This is a genomic window from Pseudomonas sp. BIOMIG1BAC (genome assembly GCF_001705995.2).
In the GTDB taxonomy this organism is placed as follows: Bacteria; Pseudomonadota; Gammaproteobacteria; order Pseudomonadales; family Pseudomonadaceae; genus Aquipseudomonas; species Aquipseudomonas sessilinigenes.
In genome coordinates this window covers 3,382,435-3,396,338 of sequence record NZ_CP049045.1, presented here as the reverse complement: position 1 = coordinate 3,396,338, position 13,904 = coordinate 3,382,435, and the positions used below count along the sequence as shown (strand labels likewise).

Below are 13,904 nucleotides of genomic sequence, written 5' to 3'. Positions count from 1 at the left end.
TGGTGGTTGATCAGGACACGCTGTTGTCCCGTGAGGCCTTTGCGACCTTGCTGCAAGAGCAGTCAATCAGCGTGTTGTGGATGACCGCTGGCCTGTTCCATCAATACGCCGAGGGCCTGTTGCCGGTATTCCCGCAACTGCGCTACCTGATTGTCGGCGGCGATGTGCTGGACCCAAGCGTGATCGCTCGCGTACTCAAGGACGGCGCACCGCAGCACCTGCTCAACGGCTATGGCCCCACCGAAGCCACCACCTTCTCGACCACTTATGAAATTCAGCGTGCGGACGAGGGCAGCATTCCCATCGGCAAGCCGGTCGGCAACAGCCGCGCCTATGTGCTGGATGCCCGTCAGCAGCCGGTGCCAGTGGGTGTCGCCGGCGAGTTGTACATTGGCGGCCAGGGCGTGGCCCTGGGTTATCTGAACCGTACCGACCTTACGGCCCATGCGTTCCTGGTCGACCCGTTCAACGACGGCGGCCTGATGTACCGCACCGGAGACCTGGTGGCCTGGCGTGCCGACGGTACCTTGCAGTACCTGGGGCGTAACGACCAGCAGGTGAAGATTCGCGGTTTCCGTATCGAACTGGGCGAGATCGAAGCGCGCCTGGGCGAACACCCCCAGGTCAAGGACGTGGTGGTACTGGCCCGTCAGGATGAGCCAGGGCACAAGCGCCTGGTGGCTTATTTCACCGAACGCGAAACCATCAACATCGAAACCCTGCGCGACTATCTGAATGACCAGCTGCCGGACTATATGGTCCCGTCCGCCTACGTGCGCCTGGACAGCCTGCCGCTGACCAACAACGGCAAAGTCGACCGCAAGGCCTTGCCGGCGCCGGATCAGGACGCACTGCTCAGCCGTGGCTACGAAGCGCCCCAAGGCGAAATCGAAACCCTGCTGGCGCAGATCTGGGCCGATGTGCTCAAGGTCGAGCAAGTAGGGCGCCACGACAATTTCTTCGAACTCGGTGGCCACTCGTTATTGGCGGTGAGCCTGATCGAGCGCATGCGCCAGGTCGAGCTCAGCGCCGATGTGCGCGTGTTGTTCCGCCAGCCAACCCTGGCCGCGCTGGCGGCTGCGGTTGGCAGCGGACGGGAGGTGGCCGTGCCGGCCAACCTGATTACCCCTGACTGCGAGCGCATCACCCCGGCACTGTTACCGCTGGCCCAACTGAGCCAGGCCGGCATCGACCGCATTGTCGCCTCGGTACCGGGCGGCGTGGCCAATGTGCAGGATATTTATCCCTTGGCGCCGTTGCAGGAAGGGGTGCTTTACCACCATATCCGTACCGACGAAGGTGACCCTTACCTGCTGCAATCAAGCTACGGCTTCGACAACCTTGAGCGTTTCCAGGTGTTCGCCGATGTGCTGCAAGCGGTCATCGACCGGCATGACATCCTGCGTACCGGCCTGGTCTGGGAAGGTCTGGAAAGCCCGATGCAAGTGGTCTGGCGCAAGGCCCGACTGGTGGTGCAGGAGGTCGTATGCGACCCAGCGGCAGGTGACGTGCTGGCGCAACTGCGCGAGCGTTTCGACGCCCGTCACTATCGCCTCGACCTGACTCAGGCCCCCTTGATGCGCATGGTCTACGCCCAGGACCCGGCCAACCGGCGCATCGTCGCGGTGCTGATGTTCCATCACCTGGTCATGGACCACACCGCGCTCGATACCGTGCAGCAGGAAATGCGCAAGATCCTGCTGGGCCACGGCGAGGCGCTGGGGCATGCCGTGCCTTACCGCAATTATGTGGCGCAGGCCCGGCTGGGCAGCAGCGAAGCGGAGCACGAGGCGTTTTTCCGCGAGATGCTCGGCACCCTCGATGAGCCCACCTTGCCGTTCGGCCTGCAGGATGTGCAGGGCGAAGGTCACGGTGTGGGCGAGGCCACGCACTTGCTGGACGTCGACCTCAGCCTGCGGCTGCGTGAGCAGGCGCGTCAGGCCGGCGTGAGTGCCGCCAGTTTGTTCCACCTGGCCTGGGCCCGTGTATTGGGCACGCTGTCGGGTCGTCAGAATGTGGTGTTCGGCACCGTGCTGCTGGGGCGCATGCAAGGCGGCGAGGGGGCGGACCGGGCGCTGGGGATGTTTATCAATACCTTGCCGCTGCGCGTGGACGTGGCACAGGTCAGCGTGCAGGGGGCGGTCAAGTCCACCCATGCGCGGCTCACGGCATTGCTGGGGCATGAACATGCCTCACTGGCCCTGGCCCAGCGTTGCAGCGGAGTCGCGGCCACCACGCCGTTGTTCAATGCCTTGCTCAACTACCGCCACAGTGCCGGGGTCGAAGACGCGGTGGAGATGGACCAGGCGTGGCACGGCATGTACCTGCTGCACGCCGAAGAACGCACCAACTACCCCATCACCCTGAGCGTCGATGACCTGGGCGAGCAGTTCAATCTCAGCGCGCTGGTGGTCTCGCCGATTGAGGCGCGCCGCATTTGTGACTACCTGCTGACCGCCGTCACGCACTTGGTGCAGGCACTGGAGCAGACGCCGCAGCTGCCGTTGGAGCACGTCACGGTGTTGCCGGAGGAAGAAGCGCGGCAAGTGCTGCAGGCATTCAACGCCACGGCACGTGCCTATCCCGACGGGCAGACCGTGCACGACGTGTTCCAGCAGCAGGCAGCGGCAACCCCGCACGCCGTGGCGGCGGTGCAGGGTGCAGTTTCACTGACCTATGGTGAACTGAATGCGCGGGCCAACCAACTGGCCCACCACCTGCTGGAGCTCGGCGCAGCACCGGGTGAGCGGGTGGCAATCCTGCTGGAACGCTCCCTGGATTTGCTGGTGGCGCAGTTGGCGATCAGCAAGTGCGCGGCGGTGTATGTACCGCTGGATGTGAATGCGCCGACGGATCGCCAAGCCTTCATGATTGAAGACAGCGGCGCCCGCTGGGTGTTGACCACCAGCACAACCGAGGTGGCTGGCCATCGTCTGGACCTGGACCGCCTCGACCTGAGCACGGAATCCGAGCACAACCCGAGCCTGGAGCAGTCATCGGAAACCGCGGCGTACATCATGTACACCTCCGGCTCTACCGGTACGCCGAAAGGCGTGCTGGTGCCGCACCGGGCGATCACGCGACTGGTGATCAACAACGGTTATGCCGAGTTCAATCCCCAGGACCGCGTGGCCTTTGCCTCCAACCCGGCGTTCGACGCCAGCACCCTCGACGTATGGGCACCGTTGCTCAACGGCGGCGCAGTGGTGGTGGTCGATCAGGACACGCTGTTGTCCCGTGAGGCCTTTGCGACCTTGCTGCAAGAGCAGTCGGTCAGCGTGCTGTGGATGACCGCCGGTTTGTTCCATCAGTACGCCGAGGGCCTGTTGCCGGTATTCCCGCAACTGCGCTACCTGATTGTCGGCGGCGATGTGCTGGACCCAAGCGTGATCGCCCGCGTGCTCAGGGACGGCGCACCGAAGCACCTGCTGAACGGCTACGGCCCCACCGAAGCCACCACCTTCTCGACCACCTATGAAATTCAGCGTGCGGACGAGGGCAGCATTCCGATCGGCAAACCGGTCGGCAACAGCCGCGCCTACGTACTCGATGCCCGTCAGCAACCGGTGCCGGTGGGTGTCGCCGGCGAACTGTACATCGGCGGGCAGGGCGTGGCCCTGGGTTATCTGAACCGTACCGACCTGACGGCCCACGCGTTCCTGGTCGACCCGTTCAACGACGGCGGCCTGATGTACCGCACCGGCGACCTGGTGGCCTGGCGTGCCGATGGCACCCTGCAGTACCTGGGGCGTAACGACCAGCAGGTGAAGATTCGCGGCTTCCGTATCGAACTGGGCGAGATCGAAGCGCGCCTGGGCGAACACCCCCAGGTCAAGGACGTGGTGGTACTGGCCCGTCAGGATGAACCAGGGCACAAGCGCCTGGTGGCTTATTTCACCGAACGCGAAACCATCAACATTGAAACCCTGCGCGACCATTTGCACGATCAACTGCCGGACTACATGGTTCCGGCCGCCTACGTACGTCTGGACAGCCTGCCGCTGACCAACAACGGCAAAGTCGACCGCAAGGCTTTGCCAGCGCCCGATCAGGACGCACTGCTCAGCCGTGGCTACGAAGCGCCCCAGGGCGAAATCGAAACCCTGTTGGCGCAGATCTGGGCCGATGTGCTCAAGGTTGAGCAAGTCGGGCGCCACGACAACTTCTTCGAACTGGGCGGCCATTCGCTATTGGCGGTCAGCCTGATCGAGCGGATGCGCCAGGTCGAGCTCAGCGCCGATGTGCGGGTCCTGTTCAGCCAGCCGACACTCGCCGCTTTGGCGGCGGCCGTCGATAACGGGCGCATGACCGCGGCACCGGCCAATCGCATCGGCCTGGGCTGTGAGCGCATCACGCCTGACATGCTGCCCTTGGCCAACCTGGACCAGGCGGGCATTGATCGTGTGGTCGCCGGTGTACCGGGCGGCGTGGCCAACGTGCAGGATATCTATGCGCTGGCACCGTTGCAGGAAGGCCTGTTGTATCACCACGTCACCGCCAGCCACGGCGATCCATACCAGCAGCACGCGCTGTTTGCATTTGACAGTCGCGAGCGCCTGGATGCATTTGCCCAGGCCTTGCAGGCAGTGATTGCCCGTCACGATATCCTGCGGACCGCCCTGGTCTGGGACGGCCTGGAAACGCCGGTGCAGGTGGTCTGGCGCGAGGCGCCGCTGGGGCTCACATCATTGAATGTGGATGAAGACGGCGACGTGGCTGCGCAAGTGCGTGAACAACTCGACCCGAGCCGTTTCCCGCTGGACCTGCGCCGCGCGCCGATGATGCACCTTGGGGTCGCCCATGACCCCCGCCAGCAACGCTGGATCGGCATGCTGGTCTTCCATCACCTGGTCAATGACGCCGCTTCGCTGGGTGTGCTGACGGCGGAAATCGAAGCGCATATGCTCGACCAGCAGCACCGGTTGCCCGCCAGCGTGCCGTATCGCAACTACGTGGCGCAAACCCGTCAAGGCAAGGATCGCGCCGCCCATGAAGCGTTTTTCCGCGACATGCTCGGCGACTTTGACCAGCCGACCCTGGCGTTCGGCTTGCTCGACACCATGGACGCCGCGAGCAGCGAGCAAGTGCTCGGCAACGTGCCGGCAGCGCTGGGGCTGCGTATCCGGGCCCAGGCACGTTTGGCCGGGGTGAGTGCGGCCAGCCTGTATCACCTGGCGTGGGCACAAATCCTGGGCGCCGTGTCGGGCCAGGATGACGTGGTTTTCGGCACCGTACTGCTGGGCCGTCTGCAAGCCGGTGAGGGCGCCGACCGGGCCTTGGGCATGTTTATCAACACCTTGCCGTTACGCGTGAAAATGGCCGGCCTGCAGGTCAAGGCAGCACTCAAGCACACCCACGCCGGGTTGTCGGCATTGCTGGCCCATGAGCACGCGCCGTTAAGCCTGGCGCAACGCTGCAGCGCGGTGGCCGCGCCAACGCCGTTGTTCAACAGCCTGCTCAATTACCGCCATATCACGGCCGCTGATGAACACAGCCAACAGGCCTGGGAAGGTATCGTCGGGCTGGAAAGCGACAGCATCGTCAGCTACCCGCTGGTGCTGGAAGTCGATGACCTGGGCAGTGAGTTCCGCCTGACCGCGCGCGCACCGCGGGCAATCGGTGCGCAGCGCCTGCTGGACTACCTGCTGATCAGCCTGGATAACCTGGCCAATGCACTGGAAATGGCGCCTCGCACGGCCTTGCCGCAACTGTCGGTATTGCCTGCCGCCGAGCGCGAGACCCTGCTCGGGTTTAACGCCACCGACGCCGATTACCCGCGCGATACCACCGTGGTGCAGATGATCGAAGCCCAGGCCGCTCGGGCCCCGGCGGCGATTGCGGTGGTGCTGGGCGACCAGCAGTTGAGCTACCGCGACCTGAACGAGCAGGCCAACCGCGTCGCCCATTATTTGCGCAGCCTTGGCGCAGGCGCCGATAGCTGCGTGGCGATCTGCATGCCACGCAGCCTGGAGCTGATTGTCGGCTTGCTGGGCATCCTCAAATCCGGCGCTGCCTATGTGCCGCTGGACCCCGAATACCCGGCGCAACGCCTGGCGTTCGCCCTGCAGGACAGCCAGCCGCTGGCAGTGCTGGTGCAGGAGGCCACCCGTGGCGTGCTGGGCGATACGGCCATGCCGTTGATTGACCTGGCGGATGCCGGGGTGGCCGAGCAGCCACGCGCCAACCCACCCGCCCTGGCCACAGCCCACGACCTGGCCTATGTGATCTTCACCTCAGGCTCCACCGGTCGCCCCAAAGGCGTGATGGTGGAACACGGCTCTCTGGTCAACCACATCAGCTGGCAAACCCATGCCTTTGGTTTTGATGCCACAGACCGCTTCCTGCAACGGACCTCGGTGGCGTTCGACGCTTCGGTCTGGGAAATCTGGACGCCGTTGGCCATCGGCGCGCGCCTGGTCTTGCTGCCGGCCGAGGCTTCGCGGGATGTCGAGCACATGGCACGTACGCTGGTGGAGCAGGGCGTGAGTATTGCCCAGTTCGTGCCGAGCCTGTTGCGCCTGCTGGTGCAATTGCCCGAGACGGGCGTGCGCTGCCGCTACCTGTTCAGCGGCGGTGAAGCCCTTGACCCGCAGTTGGCCATGCAGGCCCGTGCACTGACCACCCACGGCATCGTCAACCTGTACGGGCCGACGGAAGCAACCATCGACAGCACGTCCTGGACCTTCAATGACCCAGGCCCACTCGATGCAGTGCCGATTGGCAAACCCATCGCCAACGCCCGCGCTTATGTCCTCGATGCGCACCTGCAGCTGCTGCCGCTGGGGGTTGCCGGTGAGCTGTACATCGGTGGTGCCGGGGTGGCTCGCGGTTACCTGGGGCGCGATGACCTGACCGCCGAACGCTTCCTGGCCGACCCGTTCAACCCGGGCGGGCGCTTGTACAAAACCGGCGACCTGGTGCGTTACCTGGCCGACGGCAATATCGAATACCTGGGCCGTAACGACGACCAGATCAAGCTGCGCGGCTTGCGCATCGAACTGGGTGAAATCGAGGCGTGCCTGGTCGCCCATGCCGAGGTGCAGGAGGCCGTGGTGCTGGTGCGCAACGAGCGTTTGATCGCTTATTGCCGCGCGCCATCGAGCCTGGACATCCAGGCCTTGCGAGCGCAGGTCCAAGCACAGTTGCCGAGCTACATGGTGCCCCAGGCGTATGTGCTGCTGGACGCGCTGCCCCTGAGCCCCAACGGCAAGGTGGATCGCCAGGCGCTGCCGGACCCGGACAGCACGTCGGTACTGGTGCGCGAGTACGAGGCACCGGTGGGCGAGACGGAAATCGCCCTGGCACGGCTCTGGTGCGAACTGCTCGAGGTGGAACAAGTCGGGCGTCACGACCACTTCTTTGAACTGGGCGGCCATTCGCTGTTGATGGTCAACCTGATGGGACGCATGCGTGAAGCCGGCTTGAAGGCGGACGTGCGCACCTTGTTCAATCAGCCGACCCTGGCGGCGCTGGCCGCATCGGTGGGGGCGAGCGAAGAGCAGGCGGTACCGGCCAACCTGATCCCGGCCGACTGCACCCGCATTACGCCGTCGATGTTGCCGCTGGCCACCCTTGACCAGGTGAGCATCGAGCGCATCGTCGCCACAGTCAGCGGTGGCGCGGCCAACGTGCAGGACATCTACCCGTTGGCACCGTTGCAGGAAGGCATCCTCTATCACCACCTCAGCGCGGTGCACGGCGACCCTTACGTCATGCAATTGCGCTACGCCTTCGAGCACATCGAGCGCTTGCACGCGTTCAGCGCAGCGCTGCAACAGGTGATCGAACGCCATGACATCCTGCGCACCAGCGTGGTTTGGGAGGGCCTGCAACAACCGATGCAGGTGGTGTGGCGCACTGCGCGGCTGTCGGTGCAGCGTGCGTCGCCGGATATCCGGCAGCCACGCCTGGACCTGACCCAGGCGCCGATGATGCAGCTGCTGTATGCCGAAGAGGCCACCGATGGCCGCGTGGTCGCCACGCTGTTGTTCCATCACATGATCCTCGATCACGTGGCCATGGAGGTGGTGCAGCAGGAAATGCAAGCCTTCCTCATGGGCGAGACGGCACAGCTGCAGGCCCCGGTGCCGTACCGCAACTATGTGGCGCAAACCCGCCTGGGGCAGGGCGAGCAGGCGCACGAGCGGTTCTTCCGCGAACAGCTGGCGGACATTGAGGAGCCAACCCTGGCCTTTGGTCTGCAAGGGATTGCCGATGACGAGCCGGTAGAGGAAGCCTATATGCCGCTTGACGCCGAGCTGAGTCGGCGCCTGCGCGTGCAGACGCGGCAACTGGGCGTCAGCCCCGCCAGCCTGTTCCACCTGGCGTGGGCTCAGGTGCTGGGTGTGGTGTCGAGTACCGAGCGCGTGGTGTTCGGCACGGTGTTGATGGGCCGCATGCAAGGCGGCGAGGGGGCGGAGCGGGCGCTGGGGATGTTTATCAATACCCTGCCGTTGCGTGTCGACCTGGGAGGTGTCGGCGTGCAGGCTGCGCTCAAGGCCACCCATGCACGGCTCAACGGCCTGCTGGCCCACGAGCATGCCTCGCTGGCCCTGGCGCAACGCTGCAGCAGCGTCGCGCAATCCACGGCGCTGTTCAGTGCCTTGCTCAACTATCGCCACAGCCATGGCGCACCGGTGTCCGGTGCCGAAGCCGAGGCCTGGCAAGGCATGCAACTGTTGCAGGCACAGGAACACAGCAACTACCCGCTGACCTTGAGCGTCAACGATCAAGGCCAAGCGTTCAGCCTCAGCGCGCTGGTGGTGGCCTCGGTGGGCGCGCAGCGCATCTGCGACTATGTCGTGGGTGTGGTCGAGGGCCTGGTACAGGCTCTGGAGCACGCGGCGGACACGCCGATGCATCACCTGTCGATCCTGCCGGCTCATGAACGCCAGCAATTGTTGAGCGGTTTCAACGCCACGCAGATCGACTTCCCCGTCGGGCACACCCTTCACCAGCGCTTTGAAACCCAGGTCGAGCTGTACCCCCACGCGCTGGCCGTGGTGTACCAGGGCCAAAGCCTGACGTACAGCGAGTTGAACCGGCAGGCCAATCAGCTGGCGCACCAGTTGATCGAACTGGGCGTGCAGCCCGACGACCGCGTGGCCATCTGCGCGCGGCGCAGCCTGGAAATGCTGGTCGGGCTGGTAGCGATTCTCAAGGCGGGCGCGTGCTATGTGCCGATCGACCCGGCGCACCCGGCCGAACGCTTGAGTTACCTGCTGGAGGACAGCACACCCGTGGCCGTGCTGATGCAGCCCGCCCTGGCGCAGCGCTTGCCCACCGTGACCGCGCCAGTGCTGGAGCTGGACAGTCGCCTGTGGCAAGGGCCGTCGAAGGGTAACCCGCAGGTCAGCGGGCTCACCCCTGCGCACCTGGCGTACGTGATCTACACCTCCGGATCGACCGGGCTGCCCAAGGGCGTGATGGTTGAGCACCAGACCCTGGAAAACCTGGTGAACTGGCACTGCGACACGTTTGAGCTGCGGCACGGGAGCCACACCTCCAGCGTTGCCGGGTTCGGTTTTGACGCCATGGCTTGGGAAATCTGGCCAGCCCTGTGCGTGGGCGCCACCCTGCACTTGCCACCGGCCCGGGAGGGCGGCGAAGACATTGATGCGCTGCTCAAGTGGTGGCTGGCGCAGCCGCTGGACGTGAGCTTCCTGCCCACGCCGGTGGCGGAGTACGCCTTCAGCCAGAACCTGCAACACCCGACCCTCAAGACCCTGTTGGTCGGTGGCGACCGCCTGCGTCAGTTCCACACGCCACAGCGCTTCAAACTGGTCAACAACTATGGCCCGACCGAGGCCACGGTTGTCGCCACCTCCGGTGTGGTCGAGGCCGGCCAGGCGCTGCATATCGGCAGGCCGGTGGCCAACACCCAGGTGTACCTGCTGGACGCGCATCAACAGCCGGTGCCCGTCGGTGTTGCCGGCGAGCTGTACGTGGCCGGGGCCGGGGTGGCGCGCGGTTACCTGAACCGTGCGCAAATGACCGCCGAGCGCTTCCTCAAGGATCCGTTCAGCCACGACCCGCAGGCGCGTATGTACCGCACCGGCGACCTGGCGCGCTGGTTGCCGGACGGCACACTGGATTACCTGGGGCGTAACGATGACCAGGTGAAGATCCGCGGTGTGCGTATCGAGCTGGGCGAAATCGAAACCCGCCTGGGCGAGCATGCCCAGGTTCGCGAAGCCGTGGTACTGGCGCGGGAGGCGCGCCTGGTCGCTTACTTCACCGAGACGCAAGCCGTGTCGATCGAAGACTTGCGCAGTTGGTTGCAGGCGCAATTGCCCGAGTACATGGTGCCGAGCGCCTATGTGCGGCTCGACCATATGCCGCTCACCGCCAATGGCAAGCTCGACCGCCGGGCGCTGCCGGAACCGGGGCTGGATGCGCTGATCAGCCGTGGCTATGAGGCACCTGAAGGGGAAGTGGAAACCACCCTGGCGCAGATCTGGGCCGAAGTGCTGAAGCTGGAGCAGGTGGGCCGTCACGACAACTTCTTCGAACTGGGCGGGCATTCATTGCTGGCGGTGGGCCTGGTGGAACGCATGCGCCAGGCCGGTTTGCAGGCCGATGTACGCGTGCTGTTCAGTCAGCCAACCCTGGCAGCGCTCGCTGCTTCCGTGGGTGCCGGTCACGAAGTGGCGGTGCCGCGCAATCGGATCGAGCCGGATTGCACGCAGATCACCCCGGACCTGCTGCCCCTGGCCACACTGGATCAGGCGAGTATCGAGCGAATTGTCGCCAGTGTCCCGGGCGGCGTGGCCAACGTGCAGGACATCTATGCCCTGGCACCGCTGCAGGAGGGCTTGTTGTACCACCATATCAGCGCCGAGCAGGGCGACCCGTACCAGCAACATGCGCTGTTCGCATTCGACAGCCGCCAGCGCCTGGAAGGGTTTGCCCAGGCCCTGCAACGGGTGATCGCACGCCATGACATCCTGCGTACCAGCCTGTTCTGGGCGCAACTGGAAGCACCGGTGCAAGTGGTCTGGCGCGAGGCCCCGCTGACGGTTGAGGAGTTCATCCCGCAAGCGGGCGAGGTGCTGGCGCAACTGCGCGAGCACTTCAGCCTGGGGCGTCACCGCATGGACATCCGCCAGGCACCGATGATGCATCTGGGCTTCGCCCATGATCCGCAGCATCAGCGCTGGATTGGCATGCTCAGCTTCCACCACCTGGTCAATGACGCCACGTCCATGGGCGTGCTGGTGGCGGAAATCGAAGCGCACATGAGTGGTTGTGAGGCGCAACTCGGGGCTTCGGTGCCGTACCGCAATTATGTCGCTCAGGCCATGCAGGGCAAGGACCGCGCGGCCCACGAGGCGTTCTTTACCCAGATGCTCGGCGATGTCGACGAGCCGACGCTGCCGTTTGGCGTGCAACGCATCGACAGCGCGCGGGACCCTAGCGAAGAAGCCGAATACTGGCTGGGCGCGGCGTTCAGCCAGCGCCTGCGCCAGCAGGCGCGGCAACTGGGCGTCAGTGCGGCCAGCCTGTATCACTGGGCATGGGCGCAGGTGGTCGGTGCGGTGTCGTCGCGCGACGACGTGGTGTTCGGCACGGTGTTGCTCGGTCGCTTGCAGGCCGGCGAAGGCGCCGACCGCTCCCTGGGCATGTTCATCAATACGTTGCCGCTGCGTGTGCGCCTGACCGATGACAGTGTGTCGGTGGCCGTCAAGCGTAACCATGCCGCCTTGAGCCAGTTGCTCGCCCATGAGCATGCGTCATTGACCCTGGCTCAACGCTGCAGTGGGGTTGCCGCGCCGGCGCCGTTGTTCAGTGCCTTGCTCAATTACCGTCATGGTTCGGCCAGCGCCAGCGACGCCAGCCGGGCGGCCTGGGAAGGGATCGAAATGATCGGCGGGGAAGGGGTCGACAGCTATCCGTTGATTCTTTCGGTGGACGATGTGGGCGAGGACTTCCGGGTCAATGCCCTGGCGCCGCAGTCGGTCGGTGCAGAGCGCGTGCTGGGGTACATGACCACGGTGCTGGGCGATCTGCTCGATGCCCTGGAGCAGGCTCCCCATGCTGCTTTCCAGCACCCGTCGATCCTGCCCGCAGAGGAGCGCAGGCATGTGCTGCACGGATTCAATGCCACCGTACGTGACTATCCGGCGAGCATGCCGGTGCACCAGGTGTTCGAGTCGTGGGCACAGGCGCAGCCGCAGGCCGTGGCGGCGGTGCATGGCGAGCAACAGGTGAGCTATGCCGAACTGAACGCCCGTGCTAACCGTCTGGCCCATCACCTGATCAGCCTGGGAATGCCGGAAGGGTCAAGCGTGGCCGTGCTGCTGGAGCGTTCGATTGACCTGCTCGTGAGCCAACTGGCCCTGAGCAAATGCGCGCTGGTGTATGTGCCGCTGGACGTCAATGCACCCGTCGAACGCCAGGCCTTCATGCTCAGCGACAGCCAGGCGACGTTGCTGTTGAGCCACGCCGGGCTGGGCAAGGCGTTGCAGGTGCAGCGGCTCGATCTGGATCAGGCCCACTTGGGCCAACTGCCTGATGACCAGCCGGCGGTGGTGGTCAGCAGCGAGGCGGCGGCGTACATCATGTACACCTCCGGCTCTACCGGTACACCCAAGGGTGTGCGGGTGCCCCATCGAGCCATCACACGACTGGTGATCAATAACGGTTATGCCGATTTCAATCAGCACGACCGCGTGGCGTTCGCGTCCAACCCGGCGTTTGATGCCAGCACCCTGGAAGTCTGGGCGCCGTTGCTCAATGGCGGCGCGGTGGTGGTGATCGACCAGGACACGCTGTTGACGCAACATGCGTTTGCCGCCCTGTTGCAGCAGCAGGACGTCAGCGTGGTGTGGATGACTGCCGGGTTGTTCCATCAATACGCCGAGGGTTTGCTGGAGGCCTTTGCGCGCCTGCGCTACCTGATCGTCGGCGGCGATGTGCTGGACCCGAGCGTGATTGCCCGGGTACTCAAAGGCGGTGCTCCTAGGCATCTGCTGAACGGGTATGGCCCGACCGAAGCCACGACCTTCTCGACCACCCATGAGATCACCCGGGCGGATGAGGGCAGCATTCCAATTGGCAAACCGGTCGGCAACAGCCGCGCTTATGTGCTTGATGCGCATCAGCAGCCCGTGCCGGTCGGGGTGACCGGTGAGCTGTACATCGGTGGGCAGGGTGTGGCGCTGGGGTACCTCAACCGGCCTGAATTGACGGCAGAGAAATTCCTCGTCGACCCGTTCAGCGACGGCGGCTTGATGTACCGCACGGGCGACCTGGTGGCCTGGCGCGCCGACGGTACGTTGCAGTATCAGGGGCGCAACGACCAACAGGTGAAGATCCGTGGCTTCCGTATCGAGCTGGGCGAGATCGAAACCCGCTTGGCCGGCTGCCCTGGCGTCAAGGATGCCGTGGTGCTGGCCCGCCAGGACGAGCCAGGGCACAAGCGTCTGGTGGCCTATTTTACCGAACGCGAAAGCCTGGATATCGAGGCTCTGCGCGCCCGCCTGCAGGGGCAGTTGCCGGAGTACATGGTGCCAGCCGCCTATGTACGCCTGGACAGCCTGCCGCTGACCGGCAACGGTAAAGTCGACCGTAAGGCCTTGCCGGCGCCGGACCAGGACGCGGTGCTCAGCCGTGCCTACGAGGCGCCCGAGGGGCCGGTGGAAGTGGCATTGGCGCAGCTGTGGCAAACGGTGCTCAAGGTTGAACGGGTGGGGCGTCATGACCACTTCTTCGAGCTGGGTGGGCATTCGTTGCTGGCGGTCAGCCTGGTTGAGCAGATGCGCAAGCAAGGGCTGGACGCTGACTTGCGCGTGCTGCTTGCCCAACCGACGCTGGCAGCCATGGCGGCAGCGGTGGGGCAGGTGGAGCACGTGGTGGTGCCGCAATCCAGCGTGCCGACCCTTGAGCGCAAGCGGCGCATTTGA

The 13,904-nt window shown here is 65.0% G+C and carries 1 protein-coding gene (running past one end of the window); it reads left to right on the top strand.

Annotation, left to right across the window (positions count from 1 at the left end; translation table 11 throughout):
• Positions 1-13,904, top strand: partial view of a non-ribosomal peptide synthetase gene (locus tag ATY02_RS15965; RefSeq protein WP_164823679.1) — the 3' portion only. It extends 5,497 nt beyond the left edge of the window; the window shows 13,904 of its 19,401 coding nt (coding positions 5,498-19,401); its start codon lies off the left edge, out of view; it ends in the stop codon at positions 13,902-13,904.